Here is a 22,582-nt window from a genome sequence, read left to right as displayed (position 1 = left end):
ATGGAAGCCTATGAAAGGACCTTCCGCCCATGACCCTGCTCACCACCCACACCGCCGATCATGTCACCACGCTTACCCTCAACCGCCCCGAGACGATGAATCCTCTCGGCGCCAAGGGCGACGGGGATGCCTTCGCGGCGGCCTGCGATGCGATCAATGCGGACATGGATGTTCGCTGCGTGATCCTGACCGGAGCGGGGCGGGCCTTCAGCGCGGGCGGCGACATCAAGGCGATGAAGGAGCGGACCGGAACATTCGGCGGTACTGCGCCGGAGATTTCGGACGGTTATCGTAACAACATCCACAAGGTGCTGCGCGCGCTGTACAGTCTGCGCGTCCCGATGATCGCGGCGGTGAACGGACCCGCGATCGGGCTGGGCTGCGATCTCGCCTGTCTTGCGGACATGCGCATCGCTGCCGACAGGGCGAAGTTCGGCGTTACCTTTCTCAAGCTCGGCATCATTCCCGGCGATGGCGGGACGTGGATCCTGCCGCGCATCATCGGCGAGGCGCGCGCGGCGGAGCTATTCTACACCGGCGACGTGATCGATGCGCCTACAGCGCTCGACTGGGGCCTCGTCAGCCGCGTCGTCGCGGGCGAGACGCTCATGGACGAGGCTTACGCACTGGCTGCCAGTGTGGCTGCCATGCCGCCCCACGCACTGCGGCAGGCCAAGAACCTGATGCGGCAGGGCCGATCCATCAGCTACGATACGGCGCTCGAGATGGCGGCCAATACGCAGGCACTCATGCACCTGACCGACGATCACATGGAAGGCATCGACGCCCTGCTGGAAAAACGCGCACCCCGTTTCGAAGGGCGTTAATCAGCCCACCCACCGCCATATTCCGGCGGGCATGCCATTGGCGTGAATATGGCCATAGGTGGCCCCGAGCCAGATGAGCAGACCCCCGATCCAGGCGATCGCGCCCGCCTGCACCAGCTTGCCGAAGCGCGGCCAGTAGCTGGTCCGGCTTTGCCAGTCGTCCCAGGCATCGCCCATCAGCGCCCGCTTCTTGCGATCCTGCATGTGGGCGCCCGCGAGAGCCAGAAAGCCGATCGCGCCGGCCATGATCCACTGTCGCGGTGTCGGGCTGACCAGAACATGGGCAGCGGCCCAGAGGGCGAAGCTCCACATCATCGGATGCCGCGTAACGTGGAAAACACCGTGCACGGGCAATGCGGCATTCCGGGTTGCCCGCGGATCGGGAAGGGCCGGATTGCGCACGAAGCTGCCCGCCAGCAAAACCGACGCGACCAGCATGATTATCGTGACGACGATCCAGATCGCATCGCTCATTCCATCCCACAGCGGCGTTCCACCCGCGCCGACGCTGCGAAACGCCGTGGCTGCCCAGATGAATGTGGCAAGCGCGACCAGCGAATACAGAATGCGAAAGCCGTTCTCTCCCAGCGCGCCTACCAGCGGCGCGCGAAGCGGATGGGAGAGGGCGAAGTGACTGCCAACGAATGCCACCGACGCGGCCAGCAGGGAAACGAGTGCAGGATCCATCGTGACGCACCTTATGTTTACGGCGTCAACATAACTACCATGTCCTCTCGGCTTTGCAAGCGCCGCGTGCTTTTCGGGTCAGTCGGCCTTTTCGATGCCGAGCAATTGCACCTTGAACAGCAGGGTCGCACCCCCGGGTATCGGGCCCTTGCCGGATGCACCATAGGCAAGGTCTGCTGGTGCTGCGATCTCGATCGTGTCGCCCACGCCCATCTCGGGGATCGCCATCTGCCACGCCTTGACCAGCCGATTGAGGGGGAAGGTTGCCGGTTCCCCCCGGTCGAACGAACTGTCGAAGGTCGTGCCGTCGATGAAAGTGCCCGCATAGTGCACGGTCACCGTGTCCTCGACACTCGGCTTTTCGTCGCTTCCCGCATAGTCGACATAGCGCCAGCGTAGGCCGCCGGGCATCACGCGCCAGCCACCCGCTGCATCCAGCTTGGTGAGATAGGCTTGCTGCGCGTTCATCCAGCCGATGTCCTGCGACCGGTCGACCGGAGGCGCATCCTGCGCATACAGCGCGTGAAAGCTCACGGCCGCCGCAGCAGCGCCCAATGCGAGCAGGGTGGTCCGCATTTCCTTCATGGCGTTACCAGTCGTATCCCTTGGGCAGGTCACTCGTATCCAGGTCGCGATAACGATCGCGCAGGCGGCTCTGATGGTTTTCGAGCGGTTGCTCTACGCCATCGATGAATACCTTCACCGGTGTCGAACCGACCTCGAGCGGGTCGCCATCCCAGACCACCAGATCGCCGGCCGCACCCTGCGCCAGCGTACCGGCACGTCCATCGATGCCGAGGATACGCGCAGGCACCGAGGTGATTGCCGCCAGCGCCTGTCCCCAGGAAAGGCCCGCCGCACCCGGTACGCGGCCAAGCGCAACGAGATTGCCCGCATACTGCTTGAGGTTGCGCGGGTTTTCCATGGCGCTGGCGTTGATCGCCACCGTCACGCCGGCTTGCACCATGCGCCCGATATTGCTCTGGGTCGAAGCCAGTTCCTCGAAATTTTCGGGCAGATCGTCCAGCCCGTCGGCGATGACGGAAACGCCCGCCGCGGCGATGTCCTGCGCGACAAGCCATCCTTCGCTCGCACCCACGAGCGCCATGTCGAGCCGCGGGAACTCCTTCTTGAGCGCGAGCACGCTGCGGATGTCCGAAGCGCGCTCGACCGCAACCAGCAGCAGTTGTTCTCCGCGCACCACCGGCACCAGCGCCGACGCGTCGAACCGGGTCAGCAACACGTCTCCGGCACGCTCGGCATATTCGCCCGACAGACGCGGATCGACCGGCACATCGTCGCCGAAATCGGTTTCGGGACGCGCCGACGACCGGCCCGGAATGCGTGCGTCCTCTCCCAACTTCATCGCTTCGCGCAGCGCATTGCGGAACAGGACGTGCGCAGCGACACGGCTGCCACCTGCGATCCGGCCGCCCTGCTCACCCAACGCAACCATCTGGAAGGCGCGCGGGCGCATTACGGCGTTGGGATCGGCGCCGAGATCGATGATCGCGCCCTGGCCAGCGAAGATGGAGGCCGACGGCGATGTCGTGGTCGCGGCGCGGGTCACACCGGCGGCGCGGTGGACGAGGATGTGCTGCGAGTTGGGATTGACCGCCGGTGCCACATCGAGCGCGGCGCTGAAGGGCGAGTTGCGGGCAGAACTGTCGTTCGATTCTCCGACACCGCCGACATCGAGCAGACCGAGCGTGGTGATTGCCGCGACGATACCCGGGGTAACCCAGGCACCCTGTCCATCGATCGCGGTCGCGCCGCCCGAGGCAGGCATTCCGGACGCGGGCCCGGCATAGACCACGCGGCCGCCGCGAACGAGCACGGCACCATTTTCGACGGGCTCGCTTCCATCGCCGGTCGCAACCGTGACCCCGGTGATGGCGACATCCTGCGCGCTGGCCGAATGACCGACGAATGCGCCGACGAGGCCGAGAGCGATGCCCACGGCACCGAGGGGGGAGAGACGCTTGCTGGCCTTGCTCATTTCACGTCTCCTTCGCCCGGCTGGCCGAGTTCGAAATCGCTCACCGGTCGGCGCTTGCGATCCATGGCATCATACATCAGCGCCCCGTCGATCCAGACCTTCTCCGGCCTTGTGTAAACCGACAGCGGATCGCCGTTCCACAGCACCACATCGGCCATCTTCCCGGGCTCGAGACTGCCGGTCATGTCGCCGATGCCCATGGCCTTGGCTGCATTGTAGGTGAACCAGCCCACCACTTCGGCATCGGGAATATCGATGCCGATGCGACGCCCGGCGGCCTGCGCCTTGGCGGCTTCCTGATTGAGACGCTGAATGCCGTTCGCATCGTCCGAGTGGATGACGACGCAGGCACCTTCGCGCTGCAGGAAAGCGGCATTTTCCAAGATGCCGTCATAGGCTTCCATCTTGAAGCCATACCAGTCGGCCCAGACGGCGCTGCACACGTCGTTCTCGCGCAGGAGATCGCCGATCTTGTAGGCTTCGACCGCGTGGTGGAAGGCCGTGACCTTATAGCCCATTTCCTTGGCCATATCCATGACCAGTGCCATCTCGTCGGCACGGTAGCAGTGATTGTGGACCAGGATCTCGCCATCGAGAACGCCCTTAAGCGTTTCCTTGCCGAGATCGCGCTTCTCGCCGTCATAGGCCTGCGCATCGAGCCACATCTGCCGGTTGACCGCGAAATTGCCCATCCGCGTCGAAGGCATCCGTCCCTTGCTGCCGTAGACCCGCTTGGGGTTTTCGCCGCAAGCCATCTTCATGCCGTAGGGCGCGCCGGGGAATTTCATGCCCTGCACTGTGCGGGCGGAAACGTTCTTGAGGGTGACCGAACGCCCGCCGGTCAGATTGGCCGATCCGGGCAGGATCTGCAGCGCGGTCACGCCCCCGTTGGCGAGCGCGCGGGTAAAGCCGGGGTCCTGCGGCCAGACCGAATGTTCGGCCCAGACTTCGGGCGTCATCGGGGCGGTCGCTTCATTGCCGTCGGAATGGGCCTCGACGCTGGGCGTGGGATAGTCGCCCAGATGCGAATGGATATCGATCACGCCGGGGGTGACGAACTTGCCGCTGCCGTCGACGACATCGTATCCCGTCGTGGAAAGAGACGCATCGCCCACGGCGGCAACCTTGCCGTCGCGGAACAGGACCGTGCCATTGTCGATCCGGCCCCCGCGACCGTCGTAAATCGTGGCGCCGACCAGCGCGGTCGGGCGTCCGGGATAGGGTTTATACGTGGAAGGGAACGGCGCATTGCCATCCTTGCCGACGGGCGCGGTCCAGTCGCGCGACGAAGCCGATGCGGTGTCGCCGCCGCCGGTCGTTGAACATCCCGCCACAGCGAATGCTGCGGCACAGGCAAGCAAGGCAAATCTAGTCATGAAACCCCCAAATCAGTCGGGCCGGAGCATTGCTGCCCCGGCCCGTGCGGTCAATTACATTCGTCGGCGCCAGCCGGCGTTTTGCCGATTGACCCCGCGCCCGGTCAGACACGCGGGCGGGTTTCGGGATGGATCCCGGCACCCTGCGGTTCGCCCGGACCTTCGGCCTGGCCGAGCAGGTCGTCGCCTTCGACGTCGTCCTTAAGCGAATCGAGGTGCATCAGCTTTTTCACGAAGGGGCTGATGAGCATCACGACGATGCCGATGGCGATCGCGTACCAACCCACCGTCGAATAGACCCCGAGTACGACCTGCTTGCCGGACTCTTCGCCAACGCCCTCGGCGCCGGTCGCGGCAGCGATCAGGCCAGCCGCGAAGTTACCGGTGGCGGATGCAAAGAACCAGGTCCCCATGATCAGCGAGGCCATGTGTGCCGGGCTGAGGCGGTTCATCGCGGAAAGGCCAACCGGGCTGAGGCAGAGTTCGCCGGTCGTATGCAGCAGGTAGATCAGGAAGATCAGTATCACCGGGGTCGGAACGCCGACACCCACCGCCTGTGCGCCCCAGACGAGAACCAGGAAGCCCAGCCCGACCTGAACGACGCCCAGACCGAACTTCATCGGCGTGGACGGCTCCCAGCCACGTCGCCCGAGCCATAGCCACAATCCGGCAAACACAGGCGCGAGCAGAACGATGTAGATCGCATTCAGCGACTGGAACATCGCAGCGGTCGGCTCGAAGCCCACGATGGAACGGTCGACATAACGGTCGGTAAACAGGTTGAGGCTCGAGCCTGCCTGTTCGAACAGCGCCCAGAAGACGATCGATACGAATATCAGGAACATCGCGGCGAAAATGCGGTCGCGTTCTTCGGCAGGCAGCTTGGCCACTGCAATCCACAGCACATAGGTTACCAGGCCCAGGCCGAAGACGGCCAGAACCCAGCCGACCAGTTCCTGATACTGGATCGCCAGCCAGCAAAGGCCGACCATGGCGAGGCCGACGGCATAAATTCCGATCTCACGGCCACCTTTGAGCGCTGCGGGATCTTTCGGTTCCCCGCGGCCCAGCAGGAGCGGCTTGCCCCAGATGAATACAACCAGGCCAAGCAGCATGCCTACGCCGGCGGCGCCGAAGCCGTAGGACCACCCATAATCGGGGTGCATACCGAGATAGCCGCACAGCAGCGATCCCAGGGCCGCGCCCATGTTAATGCCCATGTAGAAAATCGTGTAGGCCGGATCGCGGCGGATGTCGGTGCGCGGGTAGAGCTGTCCGACCATCACCGAGATATTGGCTTTCAGGAAACCGGAACCCACGATGATCAGCGCCAGCGCCAGCCAGAACACGTTCATGATCGCGGAACCTTGTCCGCCATCGCCTTCGAACGCCATGAAGAAGTGGCCGAAAGTAAGGAGAACGGCGCCGAACAGCACCGCCTTGCGCTGACCGAGATAACGGTCGGCCAGGTATCCGCCGACCACCGGCGCGATATAGACCAGCGCGGTATAAGCGCCGTAGATGATCGATGCTTCGCTATCGCTGAACAGCCAGTGCTGAACGAGATAGAAGATCAGCAGAGCGCGCATGCCGTAATAGGAAAAACGCTCCCACATTTCGGCAAAGAACAGGACGAAAAGCCCTTTGGGGTGGCCGAAGAACGTCCCTGCCGAATCCCCATCTGGCAATGCTTGCGTGGCCATATTTGGCAAACCTCATCAATTGTATCGGAAGCCATGCGACCCACAGCCTCCTCCCCGAAGAAGCGCGCACACTAACGGTTCGCGCGCCCATGTGAAGCATTAGTTACACAAGTGACCGTCTTGCGGCTGTCTGAACGCTTCGCTGCCGGGAACCTTGCGCGACGCGGTGTATTATGGCACTGAAGCAGTCTGTCGCGGGGAAATGACGATGAAGAACCAGTCGAAGCCGGTCTACCTCAAGCTGCGCGACATGATCGCAGCGGCGATTATCGATGGCCGGTATGCGGAAGGCGATATGCTTCCTTCGGTGCGTGCGCTGGCGGCGGAACAGGGCGCCAATCCGCTCACGGTGGCCAAGGCCTACCAGCAATTCCAGAACGATGGCCTGGTGGAGGTGCAGCGCGGCGTCGGCATGTATGTCGTGCCCGGCGCGGCCGGCCGCCTGCGCAAGAGCGAGCGCGAGGCTTTCCTGCGCGAGGAATGGCCCGAAATCAGGGCGCGCATGGACCGCCTGGGCGTATCGGCCCGCGAACTGCTTGCCGAAGCATGAGAAACACACGAAATTCTGCCGGGCCGGCTTGCGGGTTGACCCGGCTTCTGCCACAGTCGTAAGGCTGGAATCGCGCAGTAAACTGCGGGTTTCCAAGGGTCGCGTTGGAACCAGAAATTTGCGGCCGGAGAGGCCGGGAGCACACCTATGATCCGATCCGAACTCCTCACCGCGCTGGCGCAGGACAATCCAGAATTGCGCGCAGAAGAGGTCGAGCAGGTGGTCGATATCTTCTTCGAAGAGATCGCCCAGCGTCTCGCCGAAGGCGGCCGGGTGGAACTGCGCGGCTTCGGCGCCTTTTCCACGCGCGAACGCGAAGCGCGCAAGGGCCGCAACCCCCGCACCGGCGAAACGGTCGACGTACCTGCCAAGAGCGTGCCTTACTTCAAACCGGGCAAGGACATGCGCAAACGCCTCAACCAGGAATGAACTGTTCGCCCATGTGCGAACCGTGATTGCCCGCCCGCCCGGCAGCGACTAGGGCGATGCGCTGCAAGCGGGTGTGGCGGAATGGTAGACGCCGGGGACTTAAAATCCCCTGAGCTTTGCTCGTGCGGGTTCGAGTCCCGCCACCCGTACCAGCCGCGTGCGGCATCCGTCCCGCCACTGTACCCGTTTTATCTCCGCATTAACCCCTAACCCCTTATTAGCGCGGTTCGAAGGGGTGTTCGTGCAGTGTTGCCGCAGCAGCCAGTACGCGGCTGTGTGCAATCGGGAAGCAAGGGACGATGGATTACACCAACGGACTCGACACGGGCGAACAGGCGCCTTCCGACACCGCCGATCAGCGCGGCGCGCCGCGTTTCGTGTCGCTCATCCGCGCCGCGAAGCTCGTTTGCGGTCAGGGCGAATTCGTCTGCGTCATCCGCGACGTGTCGTCGACCGGCGTGTCGATCCGGACCTTCCATGCCCTGCCGACGGACAAGGCGGTCGCGCTCGAACTCCAGAACGGCGAAACCTACGAACTCGAACTGGTCCGCAGCGACGGCTTCGATGCCAGCTATCGGTTCGCCGCGCCGGTTGCCGTCGATCGCCTGATTCGCGAAAACTGGAGTTATCCCAAACGCGCGCTGCGGCTTAACATCATGCTGCCGCTGACGGTCACCAGCCTTGCCGGACGGACGGAGGCGTTCACCGTCAACCTGTCGCAGCAGGGCTCGCGCATCGAATGCGACCACGTTTTCGCCATCGATCAGCGGCTGACGATCGGCTGCGAACATATGCCCGATGTGCGCTGCAAAGTGCGCTGGCGCAGGGATGCCAACTACGGCCTGGTGTTCGAAGACACCTTCTCCCTGCGCCAATTCGCCATGCTCGCCGTCAGGGTCCAGTGTCCGATCCTGGTGCAGGACACGATGTAATCCGGACCTCGGCCGAACGGCCTAGGCAGGTTTGAAGTCCATCGCTGCGCCATTGATGCAGTGGCGCTTGCCCGTCGGCTTGGGGCCGTCATCGAAAATATGCCCAAGATGGCCGCCGCAGTCGGCGCAGTGGACCTCGGTCCGCGGATAACCGATCTTGTAATCGGTGGTGGTGCCGACCGCGCCCTTGTCCAGCGCCTGCCAGAAACTGGGCCAGCCGGTTTTGGAATCATATTTGGTCTTGGAACTGTAGACCCCGTTGCCGCATCCCGCGCACACGAATGTGCCGGCCCGCTTCTCGTCATTGAGCGGCGAGGAATAGGGCCGTTCGGTCGCCGCCTCGCGCAGCACCGCAAACTCCTGTTTCGTCAGCTTCTTGCGCCATTGCGCTTCGGAAAGCTTGACCGGGAAATTCTTGGCTTCCGCTCGGCCGGAGCCGCAGGCGGCCAGTGTGGCAAAGCTGACGGACGCCCCGACCCATTCGAGCAGGCGGCGACGGTTGAGGGTATGCTGAGTCATGGTGTCTCGGTTCATGGCATGGGGAATAGCACCCCACGCCTGAACCTACGCTTGAAACGAATGAAAGGTTACACAGCCTCAGAAATCGGTGATTTCGACCTCGAGCTTGCGGAAGCCGTGGACGAAGTTCGCTTTGACCCGCTCGATGTCCCCGGCAAGATGCACCCGCATGCGCCGTTTGTGCAGTTCTTCGAGCAAGATGCGCAGCTGTAGTTCGGCCAGCCGGGCTCCCACGCAGCGGTGGATGCCATAACCGAATGCGATGTGGCGGCGGGCGTTTTCGCGGGTCAGGTCCAGTTTGTCGGGGTTTTCGAACACTTCCTCGTCGCGATTGGCCGATAGATACCACAGCACGACCTTGTCCCCGGCCTTGATCTGCTGACCGAATACCTCGGTGTCTTCCACGCAGGTGCGGCGCATATGGGCCAGCGGGGTCTGCATGCGCAGCATTTCCTGCACGGCATTCGGAATGATCGAAGGATCCTGCTCGAACAGCTTGCGCTGCTCGGGATTCTTGTCGAGCTGATAGACGAAACCGCTCATCGAATTGCGCGTGGTGTCGTTGCCGCCAACGATCAGCAGGATCAGATTGCCCATGAATTCCTGCGGGCTCATCTGGTTCATGGCTTCGGAATGGATCATCATGGAAATCAGATCGTCGCCCGGTTCCTTGTCGTGCGTGCGCTCGATCCATAGCGACTGGAAATAGGCCGCCATTTCCTGAAGTATGCCCCAGCGCACCTCGTCCAGCTCGCGTACGGTGGCCAGCTCCGTGTCGCCCGACCAGTCGGACCAGAACGTCAGCAGGCGGCGGTCCTCCCAGGGGAACCCGAACAGGATCGCCAGCATGCCGGTGGTCAGTTCGATGCTGACGGTGTCGACCCAGTCGAACACCTCGCCGCGCGGTAGGGAATCCAGCAGTTCGCCGGTGCGCTGGCGAATCTCGCCTTCCATCTCGGCCATGCCGCTGGGCGTGAACTTGGGCGCAACGGTGCGCCGCTGGCCGGTGTGCTGGGGCCGGTCCATGGCAATGAACATCGGCAGTTCGCGGCGTTCCTCCAGCCCGCGCTCGGCAAGCTGCTCATCGGTCAGTCGCTCGAGGATAGTGATCCCGCCATGCTCCCAGCTTGAAGAGAACGTATCGGGCAGGGCCTCGATATGCTGGATCGCCTTGTGACCGACCACGGCCCAGTACGGGCCGAAGGGGCTGTCATCGATATAGTGCAGGGGCCCGGCTTCGCGCATTTCGCGGAAGATCGGATGCCACGTATTCTCGGCATAGATATCGCTGCGGCTGACATCCCATTTGTGGGGATGATGCAGCTTGTCTTCGGGGTGTTCCGCGAAATGCTGTTTCAGCGCCTGATGGGCACTGGGCGATGTGCGGCACTGGGGGCGTTCGATTGCAGCGGTTGCCATGTCTCTCTCCTCTCGAGAGGGGGCGATTCTTTACGTTCGGCCTCCCTCTTTCCCGCCATCCTGCCCTAACTGACACGTGTGTCAATAGTGCGTTGCAAATCGCCACCGATCTTTCGGTCAGCTTCGCCGGTCATGGCCTCGCGATTGCCGGTATCACGCCGATCGCGCCCTGCCGAACCGCGGCTTTCGCGCGCGTCCGCCCTTGCCCGATTTCATCACGCGCCGCCGGAAGATCATCGCGCCGAACCTCACGAACAGGATCACGCACAGCGCCTGCCAGGCCAGGGCCAGCATATGCGGCCACAAGGCTTCCGACTGCGCGGCGCGGGCCAGCATCGCGAAAGGCGAGGATAGCGGGAAAATCGCTGCGCCGATCTCCAGGGGCGATCCAGGGCTGGTGATCGCGGAAGCGGCCAGGAAGAACACCAGCAATTGCGCCATGGTGACAGGCATCGACATGGTCTGCACTTCGCGCACGGTCGCCGCCATTCCGCCGATCGTCAGGAACAGCGACCCCAGCAGCAGATAGCCCATTGCGAAATAGACGATTCCGAAGGCGATGAAGAGCGGCCAGCCCAGCGCCGGTTCGGGCAATTGCGGCAGGGCATTACCGGCCAGCAAGGCTATCGCCCCGCCCGCTACGGCCCACACGGCGATTCCCACGAAGCTGACGCCCAGCATGGCGACCAGTTTGCCCAGAAACACGGCGTCCATCGGAATGGCCGCTGCGAGGACCTCGATGACCTTGTTCGCCTTTTCCTCGACCAGATTGGACAGCACCATTCCGGCCAGCAGCATCATCAGCAGGAATAGGAGCAATTGCCCAGCCTGCGCCGTTCGGATGCGGTCGGTGCGTTGCGCAGCGACACTGGTCGCGACCGGGTTCTCCCGGACTGCTGGGAACGATGCGACAGTTCCCGTCCGCGCCTCCGCAGCGATCAGGGCGATCGGGCCGCGCCAGAAATCGATGCTGTCCTGCGGGCCGGTCAGTTGCGGTTCCCCGGGTGTACCACTGACGACGGCGATGTAGTTCCTGCCTTTTTCACGCAGGATCGCCTCGGGCCTTTCGGCGCTGCTGGCAATGCCCAGTTCGGGCAGCGCCATACCGATTTGCGGCGCCAGCCGGGCTCTGGCCTCGACCATCGCCTGCGCATCGGGTTCGCTCATGGCAACGGCCACCAGCCTGGTGTTTGCATCGCGCTGCACCTGGCCGCCGATCCCGCCTGCCATCGCACCGATGACGATCGGGAACAGGGGGCCGAGCAGGAAAAAGAAGAATGCCCGGCTGAAGAGGATGGCATGGAAGTCGCGCCGGGCAACGACGCGGGCCGCTTCGAACAGCGACAGGCGCGTGGTATCGCTCATTGCCCGGTTCCTTCACCGCTGCCCTCGCGCAGCGCGCGGGCCGCTGCTTCGCCGGCTATCTCGACGAAGGCATCGTGCAGGCCGGCGCGCTCGATCGACAGTGACAGGATTCCGGCTTCTCCCTCGATCAGGGGTTTCAGCAAAGCTTCGATTCCGCTCTCTGGCACAGGGAAATACCAGAAATGGCTGCCGTTGGCCTTCACGTCGTGGCGGGTGTCTGCGGGCAGGGCGCTGCACCAGACGCCTTCGCCGGTGCGCGTCTCCAGCCGGACCTGCGCAGGAATGCGGTCGCGCGCCACATCCACCGATCCGGCATAGGGCACCTTGCCTCCGGCAATGATCGCCACTTCATCGCACAGTCGTTCGGCGTGGTGGATGACGTGAGTGGAAAAGATGACTGTCGTTCCGCCCAGGGCCAGTTCGCGAATCATCGTTTCCAGCTTGCCCTGATTGATCGCGTCGAGCCCGCTGAACGGTTCGTCCAGCACCACCAGCTTCGGGCGATGCACCAGCGTGCCGAGCAATTGTACAGTCTGCGCCATGCCCTTCGACAATTGGCGGATCTGCCGGTCGATCGCATGGCCCATGCCGTGCCCTTCCAGCAATTCACGCCCGCGCGCCTTGCCTTCGGCCAGCGGCAGGCCGCGCAGTGCGCCCATGAACGCGATCGCATCGTCGCATTTCATTGCGGGATACAGGCCGCGTTCCTCGGGCAGGTAGCCGATCAGCTTGGCAACTTCGTGCGGGCGGTCGTTGCCGAACACGCGGCGCACGCCTTCGTCGGGGTCGATGATGCCCAGCAACATCCGCAGTGTCGTCGTCTTGCCTGCGCCGTTGGGGCCCAGAATGCCGTAGATCGCGCCTTCGGGCACGGAAATATCCACCCCGTCGACAGCCAGCGTGTCGTCGAAGCGCTTGACCAGTCCGCGCGCCTCGATAGCGAGCGGACGATGGCCGTCGGCCGGGGGTCGCGTCATGGTGCCTGTCTCGGTAAGCATGGGCGCATCGATAGTGGCTGGCAGTGAACGGGAGCACACGCAAGCGTGGTTAACGCGGAATTGCAGGATGATTTGCGCAAGGAGGCGCGGCGGCTGGGCTTTGTCGCCTGCGGCTTCACCTCGGCTGCGCCCGATCCGCAGCGTGCCGCGCGCCTCGAAGAATATCTGGGCGAAGGCCGTCACGGGTCGATGGAATGGATGGAGGCGCGCAAGGCCCAGCGCGCCTCGCCGCAGGGGCTATGGCCCGAAGCGAGAAGCGTGATCGCGCTCGGTATGAGCTATGCGCCCGATATAGATCCGCTGGCGCTGGAATCGCAGCCTGAAAAGGCGCGTGTCTCGGTTTATGCGCAGGGGCGCGATTATCACGATGTCGTGAAAAAGACGCTCAAGGCCCTGGCGCGCTGGCTCATCGAACGTGCGCCCGAAAGCGAACTCAAGGTTTTCGTCGATACGGCGCCGGTGATGGAAAAGCCGCTCGGCGAAGCGGCCGGGATCGGGTGGCAGGGCAAGCATACGAACGTGGTCAGCCGCAACCATGGTTCGTGGCTGTTTCTCGGCGCGATCTACTCGACCCTGGACTTCGCGCCCGATACCCCCGGCCGCGACCTGTGCGGCTCCTGCCGCGCCTGTCAGGACGCCTGCCCGACCGATGCCTTCCCCAGCCCCTACAAGTTGGATGCCCGTCGCTGCATTTCCTACCTGACCATCGAGCATAAGGGCGAAGTTGAGGAAGATTTCCGCCCCCTCCTCGGCAACCGCATCTACGGCTGCGACGACTGCCTGGCCGTCTGCCCCTGGAACAAGTTCGCCGATGCCGCGCACCGCCATCTGAAGCTCGCCCCGCGCCAGGAACTGGCCGCGCCCGACCTCGCAACCTTCTTGCAGTTAGACGATGCCGGCTTCCGCCAGTTCTTCTCCGGTTCGCCCATCAAGCGCATCGGCCGCAACCGCTTCGTGCGCAACTGTCTCTACGCTGCCGGCAACAGCGGTTCCGCCAGTCTGGCGCCGCTCGTGCGCGGTCTGTGTTCGGATGAAGATCCCGTCGTCGCCGATGCCGCCCGCTGGGCGCTTGCGCGGATCAGCGCAGCTCCTTGAGCTGAACAGTCGCGTCCGCAAGCAGCTCCGGCTCGATCTCTGCGCGGTCCATCACCAGCTTGCGACCCTGGACGTAATCCTTGGTGTTGTTGACGCAATCGAGCGCCACAACCCGCCCCTCGCGCAGATAGACCACGCTGAATTTCTTGTCCGCCGGATCGCCGCGCAGAACCGCCCGATCAGGATCGATGGAGATCCCGACAGTCTGCAGCCGCAGGTCGTACTGGTTCGACCAGAACCATGGGACTGCATCGTAGTCCTGCTTGTCGCCCATGATCGCCTTCGCAGCGACCGTGGCCATGTCATTGGCATTCTGTACGGATTCGAGGCGGATGACCTTGTTATTGGCGTAGGGATTGGCATGCGCCGCGCAGTCGCCGATGGCGTAGATGTCGTCCAGCGTCGTACGGCAGAACGTATCGACATCGACGCCGCTCGATCCTGCCGCTCCTGCAGCGATCAGGGCACCGACGGAAGGGACGATGCCGATACCGGCGATGATGACGTCGCAGGCGATCTTCTCGCCGCTATCGGTCAGAACAGCGCTGACCCGGCCATCTGCCCCTTCGATTGCCTCGACCCCGGTGGACAGCCGCAAGTCGACACCCTGTTCGCGGTGGTAGGCGGCATAGAAATCCGAAAGTTCGGGGCCTGCGACCCGCGCGAGGACCCGGTCCTGCATTTCCACCACGGTAACTTCGCAGCCCAGCTTGCGCAGCACCGCCGCCGCCTCTAGCCCGATATAGCCGGCGCCGACGATGACAGCCCGTTTTGCACCTCCGGCCAGCTCTTCCTTCAGCGTATCGACATCGCGCCGCGTTCGGACATAATGGATACCGTTCAGATCGCTGCCCGGGCAGGATAACCGTCGGGCATCGCCACCGGCAGCCCAGATCAGCTTGCGATAGGTAATCCGGGTATCGTCCGACAGAACCAGTTCGCGCGCAATCGGATCGACTTCGTTGACGTTCCTGCCGAGACGAAGTTCGACATTCTTGTCTGCCCAGAATTTTTCGGGCCGGATCTGGATCCGCTCGAACGGCTTTTCGCCTGCGAGATATTCCTTCGACAGCGGCGGTCGTTCGTACGGTGGGTTGCGGTCGCGGCTGACCATGAGGATGGTATCCTCATGACCGTTCTGCCGCAGGGCGATGGCTGCCTGCGCACCGCCGTGCCCCGATCCCACGATGACGACATCGAAATGTTCCATTGCCGCGCTGGCTGGCGCGAAAACGCCAGCCGGTCAAGCTCAGTCCTATCGAGCCAGCAGGTTGCGAGCCATACTGGCCACCTGCGCTAGCGTGGCCGGAGCGACTTCACCCTGGGCTTGCGCGCGCCCGACCATGGTGCGGAACTGGCGGATTGCGGCGGCATGTTCTTCCGCCCAGATGGCGACGGTACCGACCGGATCCTTCTTCGCATCCTTGCGCCGCGAGAGCCGGCGCAGGAACTCGAGCCGCATCTGCTGGAAGTCGCGCGAAAGGCCGGCGACAAGCAGACGTTCCCATACATCGGACGGGTTCATCATGGCCGACGTGCTCTGCGCCCAGTCGAGGCCGATGCGTTCGCCCAGATCGGTGAACGCAGCGGTGAGTTCCCGCACGTCGATCTCGGCACTGCGCGAGAGAGAAGCCAGACCAACCGCGCCGTCCAGGTCATAAAGGTGGGTGACGCGAGCGGCGAGCTTGTCAGGAGCGCCCATGTCGACGAATTCTGCGCGCAGCTTGTTGGACTGCCTGATCGATGCGTCGGTCAGCAATTCTTCCGATCCCGTCATCAGGCGCTTCACGCGGTCCTGAAGGCTCGTGATCAGTTCGCCCGGGGGAATGGTGCTGGCGCCGACCCGGATGAGATCGGCCATCTGGCTGCGAAGCGCACCGGCCATATGGCGGAAAAGGTAGATGCGAACATCTTCCGGCATCGCAGCCGTTTCAAGCTCCGCCCACAGTTCACTCGCGCCGAAGAGCCTGTCCGCCACGATGAAAGCTGCGGTCACATCAGCCAGGCCGACACCTTCTTCTTCCGACAGTTCGAAAGGATGCACGAAGCCCATGCGATTGACGAAGCGGTTGGCCAGCGCAGTTGCGATGATTTCACGCCGCAGCTGGTGCCCTTCGATCTGCGCCTTGAACTTCTTGCGCATCGCGGATGGGAAGTAGTCGAGCAGCAGATCGGCAACGCTCGGATCGTCTGGGAGGCTGCTCTGTTCGATGGCCTCCTGCAGCACCAGTTTGGTCGAGGAGAGCAGTACAGCCAGTTCAGGCCGGGTCAGGCCCATGCCTTCCGACGTTCTGCGCCCCAGAGCCTCGCTCGATGCGAGACCTTCCGTCTGGCGGTCCAGCGCCCCGCGATCTTCCAGCGCCTCGATCAGGCGCAGCTGGGGCGGTACCGCGCCAGCGCCGCCCTGTTCGGCGATTGAAAGCGCCAGCGCTTGCAGGCGGTTATCCTCCAGCACGATCTCGGCGACCTCGTCGGTCATCGATTCGAGCAGCGCCACACGCTTGGGTTCGCTCAGCTTGCCCGACCGCTTGGCCGCGGCCAGTGCGATCTTGATATTGACCTCGTTATCGGAGCAATCGACCCCGGCCGAGTTATCAATGAAATCGGTGTTGCAGCGGCCGCCATGCAGCGAAAATTCGATGCGGGCTGCCTGGGTGATGCCCAGATTGGCGCCTTCTCCGATGACCTTGGCTTTCACATCGGCTGCATCCACGCGCAGGGCGTCGTTTGCAGGATCGCCCACCTGGACGTTATTTTCCTGGCTGGCCTTGATGTATGTGCCGATGCCGCCGAACCAGATGAGGTCCACTGGCGCCTTGAGAATGGCGGAAATCAGGGCTTCCGGTTCGATCGCCGACTGGTCGATACCCAGCTTAGCCTGCATCACCTTGGACAGCTTGATGCTCTTGGTATCGCGCGGGAAGACTCCGCCACCTTTGGAAATCAGGTTGCTGTCGTAATCTTCCCAACTCGAACGCGGGAGAGCGAACAGGCGCTGACGTTCCTTCCAGCTTGCTGCTGGGTCCGGGTCCGGATCGAGAAAAATGTGGCGATGGTCGAATGCTGCGACAAGCTTGATGGCCTTGGACAGCAGCATGCCATTGCCGAACACGTCGCCCGACATGTCGCCGCAACCGACAACCTCGATGCTTTCGTTTTGCACATCGATGCCCATCTCGCGGAAATGGCGCTGTACACTGACCCACGCGCCGCGGGCGGTGATGCCCATGGCCTTGTGGTCGTATCCTTTCGAGCCGCCGCTGGCGAAAGCATCGTCGAGCCAGAAATCCCTCGATTCGGCAATCGCATTTGCGATGTCCGAAAAGGTTGCCGTGCCCTTGTCGGCGGCGACAACGAAATATGGATCCTCGCCATCGGTAATGACCACGTGTTCGGGATGAACGACCTTGTCGTCGACGATGTTGTCGGTGACCGACAGCAATGTGCGAATAAAGGTTTCGTAGCTGCCGCGACCCTCGGCCGCCCAGGCTTCGCGATCAATGGCCGGGTTCGGGAGCTGCTTCGGATAGAAACCGCCCTTGGCGCCGGTTGGAACGATCACCGCGTTCTTCACGCGCTGGGCTTTCATCAGGCCGAGAATTTCCGTGCGGAAGTCGTCGCGCCGGTCAGACCAGCGCAACCCGCCGCGGGCAACCGGCCCGCTGCGCAGGTGGATGCCTTCCACCCGGCGGGAATAGACGAAGATTTCGCGATAGGGGACCGGTTTGGGCAGGTTCGGGACCTTTGCCGAATCGATCTTGAAGGCGAGCGCTTCATGGGCAGCCGGTGCGAACGCGTTGGTTCGCAGGATCGCATCGATGAGCGAGTTATACAGGCGCAGCAGACGGTCGTCATTGATCGCCTTCACCTTGGACAGCCCCCGCTTGATCGCCGCCCGCGCTTCCGCGATCGCTTCGTCGCGAGCATTGCCGAATTCGGGATCGTGACGGGCGGTGAACAGGGCCACCAGCGCACGCGTCACGTCGGGCGCTGCTGCAAGCGCATCGACCACGGTGTAGATCGTGAAGCTCATCCCGACCTGGCGCAGATAGCGATAAAAGGCGCGCAGCCAGTTCGCTTCGCGAGCCGACAGCCCAGCTTCGGGGACCAGGCGGTTGAACGGATCGTTCTCCGCCTCGGCATTCAGCACTGCAGCGATGGCTTCCTCGATAGCCGAGGAACGGTCGATCAGCGCCTTGGGGTCGGCGCCCGGTTTCAGATCGAGCAGGAAATCGTGGATCGTGCCAAGACGGCCCTCGTCCAGCACGGTGGGCATTTCGGACTGAACGTAAAATCCGAAATCCTCCAGCGCAGGAACGCCTTCCGACAGCGGCAGGCTGCCTTCGGATTGATACAGCTTCAGGCGCAATGTGCCCTTGTCTTCAGCCTCGCCGAAGCACAACCGGGCGCCGCGTACGATTTCCTCGCTTTCAACGCTGGCCCCAAGGTCATGCAGACGAGCGATATCGAGCGCGGCTTCGTGCGGACCGAAGCGGCCGCGGAAACCAGTGGGAAAATGTTCGGCGAAACGCAGGGCAAGGCCAGCCGCGCGCGTCGGATCCTCGAGCGCGCCGAGTTCGGCTTCCACAGCCTCGCCCCAACCGCGCAGGAGGGTCTGCATCTGCTCTTCAAGCTTCGCTTCGTCGGGCGCTTCTATGCCGTCACGGATGTCGAACACGAAGCGGATCGTGGCGAGATTTCCGCCTTCCACCTCGAGGCTCCAATCGAGCAGCCGCGCCGCGGCGGCCTCTTCCAGCAGTGCCTGGATTTCAAGGCGAACCTGTGTGGCCACCATGTCGCGTGGCAACCAGACGAAGGCGAAAAGGTGGCGGGCCAGCGGGGCCTCGACCAGAGCGAGACGCGGACGCGGCCGATCGACGAGGCTCATCATCGTCGTTGCGACACGTTCGACATCCTCTTCGGAGAACCCGATGAGGAGATCATGAGGAAGCGTTGTCAGGGCATGAACCAGCGCCTTGCCGGCATGCCCTGTCTCGTCGAAGCCATGCCGTTCGCGCAGCGCATCGAGCTGACGGCGCAGGCGTGGAACGCTGCGGGGCGGTGCGGCCAGTGCGGCGCTTGTCCAAACCCCGGCGTGAACCGAAAGGGCCACGACCTTGCCACCTTCTTCGACCGGCACGATAAACAGATCCAGCGGCACGCGGCGGTGCACATTGCTCAGGTGATTGGCCTTGATGATGAGCAGCTTGCGCCCATCCTTGCCCTTGTCGAACCAGTCGAACGCGCGCTCGAACGATGCCTGGGCCAGCAATTCTTTCGCGCTCTTGCGGCAAATACCGCGAGCATCCTGCTGGCTGCCATCGCGCATCTGGATGACATGGCCGAGCTGGGTCAGCATCCCCGAATTCAACCATTCGAGAAGCTCTGCACCTTCTTCATCGCTCTCGCGGATGCGTGCGGCGTCTGCGGACATGGCCTCCTGCACGTCGGCCCAGTCGGTAACGGCAGCCCGGACGTCGGCGAGCGTTTCCTTGAGGCTTTCCTGAAGTTGGCGGCGGGTCTTAGCATCGACGCGCGCGGCTTCGATGTAGATCATCGATTCCCAATAGGCATCTTCCGGATCGCCGTCGGGAATGCCGGTAAGCAATCCCTTTTTGTCCCGTTCGACGGGAATGACGGGATGGACGAGCCGGTCGATCGACAGGCCAAGCGCCGCGATGGAGGCGGCCACCGAATCCACGAGGAAGGGCATATCGTCATTGACGATGGCAATGCGCGTCAGGCGACGCTCGTCGCTCACGCTTTCGATCGCCATCGAAGATCGGCCCAGAGTCCGGTCCGCTGCCAGCGCACCCACGAATGCGGCGGCATCGGCGAGGCGCGCCTTTTCGAAAGGGGTATCGCCGCTCAACAGCGAAAGCCGCATCCTTTCGGTAATGGCGTTTTGAAGCTTTCCGGGAAGTGCTGCAGTCTTCGAACCCATGAGGGGCCTCTCTCCTTGCGGCGCATGATCATTTCGGCGCCGGGAAATATCCGAGTCGTGCGCGCCACGACCTGCGCGCCGCGCCTAGGCCGGTTGGAAACGGCTATCAAGGTGGCACAACGCAAATTTCGCAAACGTATGCGAGCATTACGCCGAACTGCCCCGCCGTTACGGCATGCCTAACTTCCGAGCGCGTCCATTGCGAGCTCGAGCGAACGGTTGCGCGCTTGCGGATCGTACATGCTACCACCGAATATAATCTCGTCGGCCCCTGTACGGTCGATAAAGGCGCGAACCGTATCGGCCGCCTGTTGCGGCGTTCCGGTCGCACTCGCCTGGCCGATATGGGCCAGCATCGCCTGGGCCTGCGACGGAAGGCTGCCACGATAATCGCGGACGGGGGGCGGAAGCTTGCCCGGTTTGCCCGTACGCAGCGATACGAACGCCTGCAATTGCGAACTGGCGAGGTATTCTGCCTCGTCCTGCGTACCGGCGACGAACAGGTTCATCGCAGCCATGACATGCGGCTTTTCCCATGCGTCGGACGGCTGGAAATCGCGCCGATAAAGCTCGAGCGCCCCATCGAGATGATCCGGGGCGAAATGGCTGGCAAAAGCGTAAGGCATGCCCAGCTTCGCGGCGAGTTGCGCGCCGAACAGGCTCGATCCCAGCATCCAAAATTCGGGTTTCGCGCCCAGTCCGGGGGTGGGGTGAATTGTCGTTTCGCCCGCCATGAACGCCATGAGCTCCACCACGTCCTGCGGAAACATTTCGGCAGCCCGGTGAAGATCCTTCCGCAACGCGCGCTGCAGCTCGGGCCCGGCGCCCGGGGCGCGGCCAAGACCTAAATCAATACGGCCCGGAAACAATGCATCGAGCGTTCCGAACTGTTCGGCGATCTGGAACGGCGTGTGATTGGGCAGCATGATGCCGCCCGATCCGATACGGATGGTCGACGTCGCATTGCCGATATGCGCGAGAACCACGGATGTCGCCCCGCCCGCGATGCCTTCCATGGCGTGGTGTTCGGCCACCCAGAAACGCTTGCAACCCACTTTTTCCGCCGTTCTGGCAAGCGTCGTGGCGGCGTCGAACGCCTCTCCCAATGTGCCGCCCTGGCGGACCGGGACGAGGTCGAGAATGGAAAAATCGGTCACGGTTTCAATTGCTCCAGATAGGTGCGGGCACGCGCGGCTTCATCGCTCTCGGGCGCAACCAGGAGGACGGAATCGAAACTGCGGCGGGCTTCTTCTTCCCTGCCCGATAGTGCGGCGATCACGCCTGCTTCCAGGCCAACCGCGGGGTCCTGCGGCGCAAGCGTGGCGGCTTGAGCAATCTGCTCCTGCGCCTCTCCCAAGCGTTCGAGGCGGCGCGAAAGGGTAGCCGAAAGCAGCCAGGCGCGGGCATTGGCCGGATCGCTGGTTCGCGCTTCTGCCAGGGCTTTCGCCGCTTCATCGTTGCGACCCAATGCTACCAGCGCCCGTGCACGGTCGACCGAAACGCTGGCAGAAAGTACGGTGTCGCCGGCATCTGCAGCATAGCTGACCGCCCGACCGAACGCGAGTTCGCCAATGGCCGGTTTGCCCTGAGCCATGGCCGCATTGCCAGACATGGCCGATAGCCGTGCCTGATAGGCCGGTGCGCCGTCAGGAACTTCCCCGGCAGCCAGATCGAAGGCCTGCTGCGCCCCTTCAAAGTCGTCCAGTCTTACAAGCGCCAGACCCAGGCAATGAGCCGACTGGGCGAGCTCAAGCTGGGTTTCGGCGGTTTCGCGCCATTTCTGCGCCATGTCGCTGGCCGCCTCGGCATCTTCGGCCGCCATCGTCACGCATTCAGCAAGCTTTCCGCTAGCCGCATGGGCGGTCGCGGACGCATTTTCCGCATTGGTCTGGCGCGCTCGTTCGCGCGTTTCGTCCGGAATGTCGGGAAATGTGGTGCTTGTGGGTGCAGGGCCGACCTGCATGAGCAGCAAGGCAAGGGCAGAGGCAATCATGAAGGGCCTTTCGAAAGCGCTTCGACCGTTTGCAATATCAGGGCGATGTCCTGATCGCGCGACAGCCGGTGGTCGCCGTCCTTTATCAAGGTGACCTGTATGTCGTCCGAACGGAGCGCTTCGGCAAGGTGCGTGCTGATATCCCACGGCACATCGTCATCTCTCTGCCCGTGGATCAGCCGAACGGGCGCTTCGATGGGTATTTCGCTGCCCAGCAGCAATTGCGATTGTCCATCGGCGAAGAAGCCCGGATGCGTCGGCGTCGGTTCAGGGCCATAGGGATTGTCGTCATAGACGGTCTCGCCTGCTGCGAGCTTGTCCTTGTCCGTATCGGAACGGCCCCATTCGGTGAAATCGGGTGCGGGAGCAATTCCGACCAAGCCTGCCAGCCTGTCGCTCAGTTCCATGCCGGCGAGCAGCATCAGCCAGCCGCCCATCGACGATCCGACGATCACGACCTGTCCTTCGATTTTCGCGTCAATCAGCGCCAGCACCTCCTCTCGCCACCTCGACAGGGTTCCGTCAGCAAAGCTGCCACCGCTCTGACCGCATCCGGAATAATCGAACAGCAGGCACGCCCGGCCCTGCTGACGGGCCCAGTCGAACATGGCGGTGGCCTTGGCGCCAGCCATGTCGGACATGTAGCCGGGCAGGAAGACCAGAGCGGGGCCGGTCCCACGGATATGGCGATAGGCGATGCGTCGCCCGTCGGGCATGGTGAACTGCTTGGTGTCGAACATGGCGGG

At 63.2% G+C, this 22,582-nt stretch carries 19 protein-coding genes and 1 tRNA gene; 6 read left to right on the top strand and 14 right to left on the bottom strand.

The genetic code is table 11. From position 1 onward, the window contains the following. Positions 1 to 29 precede the first annotated feature (29 nt). Positions 30 to 827 (top strand): crotonase/enoyl-CoA hydratase family protein, encoded by a 798-nt coding sequence (locus AC13F2_RS07275; protein ID WP_482964772.1) that lies wholly within the window; start codon positions 30 to 32, stop codon positions 825 to 827. On the opposite strand, the gene AC13F2_RS07270 is transcribed toward AC13F2_RS07275, so the two are convergent. From AC13F2_RS07270 to AC13F2_RS07250, 5 genes are all read right to left on the bottom strand, one after another. Next, positions 828 to 1,514 (bottom strand): NnrU family protein, encoded by a 687-nt coding sequence (locus tag AC13F2_RS07270; protein WP_103023914.1) that lies wholly within the window; start codon positions 1,512 to 1,514, stop codon positions 828 to 830. Between the two features lie 78 nt (positions 1,515 to 1,592). Further along, positions 1,593 to 2,099: an FKBP-type peptidyl-prolyl cis-trans isomerase gene (locus tag AC13F2_RS07265; protein ID WP_482964771.1), complete on the bottom strand. Its 507-nt coding sequence runs from the start codon at positions 2,097 to 2,099 to the stop codon at positions 1,593 to 1,595. A gap of 4 nt (positions 2,100 to 2,103) precedes the next feature. Continuing rightward, positions 2,104 to 3,513: an amidohydrolase family protein gene (locus tag AC13F2_RS07260; RefSeq protein WP_482964770.1), complete on the bottom strand. Its 1,410-nt coding sequence runs from the start codon at positions 3,511 to 3,513 to the stop codon at positions 2,104 to 2,106. After that, complete coding sequence (locus AC13F2_RS07255) at positions 3,510 to 4,889, bottom strand: amidohydrolase (RefSeq protein ID WP_482964769.1); 1,380 nt, start codon at positions 4,887 to 4,889, stop codon at positions 3,510 to 3,512. Before AC13F2_RS07255 ends, AC13F2_RS07260 begins: the two co-directional genes overlap by 4 nt. A 104-nt stretch (positions 4,890 to 4,993) precedes the next feature. Next, entirely contained in the window at positions 4,994 to 6,592 is a 1,599-nt protein-coding gene (locus AC13F2_RS07250; RefSeq protein WP_482964768.1) for a peptide MFS transporter, read from the bottom strand. 208 nt (positions 6,593 to 6,800) lie between these two features. On the opposite strand from AC13F2_RS07250, the gene AC13F2_RS07245 reads away from it, so the two are divergent. The 4 genes from AC13F2_RS07245 to AC13F2_RS07230 all read left to right on the top strand — a co-directional run bounded on the left by AC13F2_RS07245 (position 6,801) and on the right by AC13F2_RS07230 (position 8,503). Beyond that, positions 6,801 to 7,142, top strand: coding sequence for a GntR family transcriptional regulator (locus AC13F2_RS07245; protein ID WP_196847175.1), 342 nt, complete (start codon positions 6,801 to 6,803; stop codon positions 7,140 to 7,142). Between the two features lie 147 nt (positions 7,143 to 7,289). Continuing rightward, on the top strand, positions 7,290 to 7,571 hold the full coding sequence (locus tag AC13F2_RS07240; RefSeq protein WP_103023920.1) for an integration host factor subunit beta: 282 nt from the start codon (positions 7,290 to 7,292) through the stop codon (positions 7,569 to 7,571). 67 nt (positions 7,572 to 7,638) lie between these two features. After that, positions 7,639 to 7,723 (top strand) — tRNA-Leu (locus AC13F2_RS07235). 147 nt (positions 7,724 to 7,870) lie between these two features. Continuing rightward, positions 7,871 to 8,503: a PilZ domain-containing protein gene (locus AC13F2_RS07230; protein ID WP_482964767.1), complete on the top strand. Its 633-nt coding sequence runs from the start codon at positions 7,871 to 7,873 to the stop codon at positions 8,501 to 8,503. A gap of 21 nt (positions 8,504 to 8,524) precedes the next feature. On the opposite strand, the gene msrB is transcribed toward AC13F2_RS07230, so the two are convergent. The 4 genes from msrB to AC13F2_RS07210 form a co-directional block, all read right to left on the bottom strand. Beyond that, the gene (gene msrB, locus AC13F2_RS07225; RefSeq protein WP_103024104.1) at positions 8,525 to 9,022 is read right to left on the bottom strand and encodes a peptide-methionine (R)-S-oxide reductase MsrB; all 498 of its coding nucleotides are present in this window, start codon (positions 9,020 to 9,022) and stop codon (positions 8,525 to 8,527) included. A 78-nt stretch (positions 9,023 to 9,100) separates the two neighbouring features. Further along, positions 9,101 to 10,441, bottom strand: a complete 1,341-nt coding sequence (locus tag AC13F2_RS07220) for a cytochrome P450 (protein ID WP_482964766.1) — start codon at positions 10,439 to 10,441, stop codon at positions 9,101 to 9,103. Between the two features lie 153 nt (positions 10,442 to 10,594). Continuing rightward, positions 10,595 to 11,806 (bottom strand): ABC transporter permease, encoded by a 1,212-nt coding sequence (locus AC13F2_RS07215; RefSeq protein ID WP_482964765.1) that lies wholly within the window; start codon positions 11,804 to 11,806, stop codon positions 10,595 to 10,597. Then, positions 11,803 to 12,783: an ABC transporter ATP-binding protein gene (locus AC13F2_RS07210; protein ID WP_482964764.1), complete on the bottom strand. Its 981-nt coding sequence runs from the start codon at positions 12,781 to 12,783 to the stop codon at positions 11,803 to 11,805. Before AC13F2_RS07210 ends, AC13F2_RS07215 begins: the two co-directional genes overlap by 4 nt. Before the next feature lie 66 nt (positions 12,784 to 12,849). Here AC13F2_RS07210 and queG point away from each other — a divergent pair, with 66 nt between their 5' ends. Continuing rightward, positions 12,850 to 13,899, top strand: coding sequence for a tRNA epoxyqueuosine(34) reductase QueG (gene queG / locus AC13F2_RS07205; protein ID WP_482964763.1), 1,050 nt, complete (start codon positions 12,850 to 12,852; stop codon positions 13,897 to 13,899). Here queG and AC13F2_RS07200 read toward each other — a convergent pair. The 5 genes from AC13F2_RS07200 to AC13F2_RS07180 all read right to left on the bottom strand — a co-directional run bounded on the left by AC13F2_RS07200 (position 13,883) and on the right by AC13F2_RS07180 (position 22,576). Then, the gene (locus AC13F2_RS07200) at positions 13,883 to 15,109 is read right to left on the bottom strand and encodes an NAD(P)/FAD-dependent oxidoreductase (protein ID WP_482964762.1); all 1,227 of its coding nucleotides are present in this window, start codon (positions 15,107 to 15,109) and stop codon (positions 13,883 to 13,885) included. The two genes, queG and AC13F2_RS07200, sit on opposite strands and share 17 nt — an antisense overlap. 45 nt (positions 15,110 to 15,154) lie before the next feature. Further along, entirely contained in the window at positions 15,155 to 19,843 is a 4,689-nt protein-coding gene (locus AC13F2_RS07195; protein ID WP_482964761.1) for an NAD-glutamate dehydrogenase, read from the bottom strand. A 179-nt stretch (positions 19,844 to 20,022) separates the two neighbouring features. Further along, positions 20,023 to 21,000: an LLM class flavin-dependent oxidoreductase gene (locus AC13F2_RS07190; protein WP_475210096.1), complete on the bottom strand. Its 978-nt coding sequence runs from the start codon at positions 20,998 to 21,000 to the stop codon at positions 20,023 to 20,025. Then, positions 20,997 to 21,836 (bottom strand): tetratricopeptide repeat protein, encoded by an 840-nt coding sequence (locus AC13F2_RS07185; RefSeq protein ID WP_482964760.1) that lies wholly within the window; start codon positions 21,834 to 21,836, stop codon positions 20,997 to 20,999. Before AC13F2_RS07185 ends, AC13F2_RS07190 begins: the two co-directional genes overlap by 4 nt. Beyond that, positions 21,833 to 22,576 (bottom strand): alpha/beta fold hydrolase, encoded by a 744-nt coding sequence (locus AC13F2_RS07180; RefSeq protein ID WP_482964759.1) that lies wholly within the window; start codon positions 22,574 to 22,576, stop codon positions 21,833 to 21,835. The genes AC13F2_RS07185 and AC13F2_RS07180 overlap by 4 nt, the downstream gene beginning before the upstream one ends. Positions 22,577 to 22,582 lie beyond the last annotated feature (6 nt).

It is taken from the genome of Qipengyuania sp. L-5Y (assembly GCF_056859455.1).
This window is presented reverse-complemented; position numbering and strand designations above follow the sequence as displayed.

Coding starts and splice junctions, on each gene's coding strand:
- AC13F2_RS07260 (WP_482964770.1), bottom strand. CDS start 3,513: ATGAGCAAGGCCAGCAAGCGTCTCTCCCCCCTCGGTGCCGTGGGCATC.
- AC13F2_RS07180 (WP_482964759.1), bottom strand. CDS start 22,576: ATGTTCGACACCAAGCAGTTCACCATGCCCGACGGGCGACGCATCGCC.
- AC13F2_RS07265 (WP_482964771.1), bottom strand. CDS start 2,099: ATGAAGGAAATGCGGACCACCCTGCTCGCATTGGGCGCTGCTGCGGCG.
- AC13F2_RS07210 (WP_482964764.1), bottom strand. CDS start 12,783: ATGACGCGACCCCCGGCCGACGGCCATCGTCCGCTCGCTATCGAGGCG.
- AC13F2_RS07195 (WP_482964761.1), bottom strand. CDS start 19,843: ATGGGTTCGAAGACTGCAGCACTTCCCGGAAAGCTTCAAAACGCCATT.
- AC13F2_RS07270 (WP_103023914.1), bottom strand. CDS start 1,514: ATGGATCCTGCACTCGTTTCCCTGCTGGCCGCGTCGGTGGCATTCGTT.
- AC13F2_RS07250 (WP_482964768.1), bottom strand. CDS start 6,592: ATGGCCACGCAAGCATTGCCAGATGGGGATTCGGCAGGGACGTTCTTC.
- AC13F2_RS07240 (WP_103023920.1), top strand. CDS start 7,290: ATGATCCGATCCGAACTCCTCACCGCGCTGGCGCAGGACAATCCAGAA.
- AC13F2_RS07220 (WP_482964766.1), bottom strand. CDS start 10,441: ATGGCAACCGCTGCAATCGAACGCCCCCAGTGCCGCACATCGCCCAGT.
- AC13F2_RS07185 (WP_482964760.1), bottom strand. CDS start 21,836: ATGATTGCCTCTGCCCTTGCCTTGCTGCTCATGCAGGTCGGCCCTGCA.
- AC13F2_RS07255 (WP_482964769.1), bottom strand. CDS start 4,889: ATGACTAGATTTGCCTTGCTTGCCTGTGCCGCAGCATTCGCTGTGGCG.
- msrB (WP_103024104.1), bottom strand. CDS start 9,022: ATGACTCAGCATACCCTCAACCGTCGCCGCCTGCTCGAATGGGTCGGG.
- AC13F2_RS07230 (WP_482964767.1), top strand. CDS start 7,871: ATGGATTACACCAACGGACTCGACACGGGCGAACAGGCGCCTTCCGAC.
- AC13F2_RS07215 (WP_482964765.1), bottom strand. CDS start 11,806: ATGAGCGATACCACGCGCCTGTCGCTGTTCGAAGCGGCCCGCGTCGTT.
- AC13F2_RS07200 (WP_482964762.1), bottom strand. CDS start 15,109: ATGGAACATTTCGATGTCGTCATCGTGGGATCGGGGCACGGCGGTGCG.
- AC13F2_RS07245 (WP_196847175.1), top strand. CDS start 6,801: ATGAAGAACCAGTCGAAGCCGGTCTACCTCAAGCTGCGCGACATGATC.
- AC13F2_RS07275 (WP_482964772.1), top strand. CDS start 30: ATGACCCTGCTCACCACCCACACCGCCGATCATGTCACCACGCTTACC.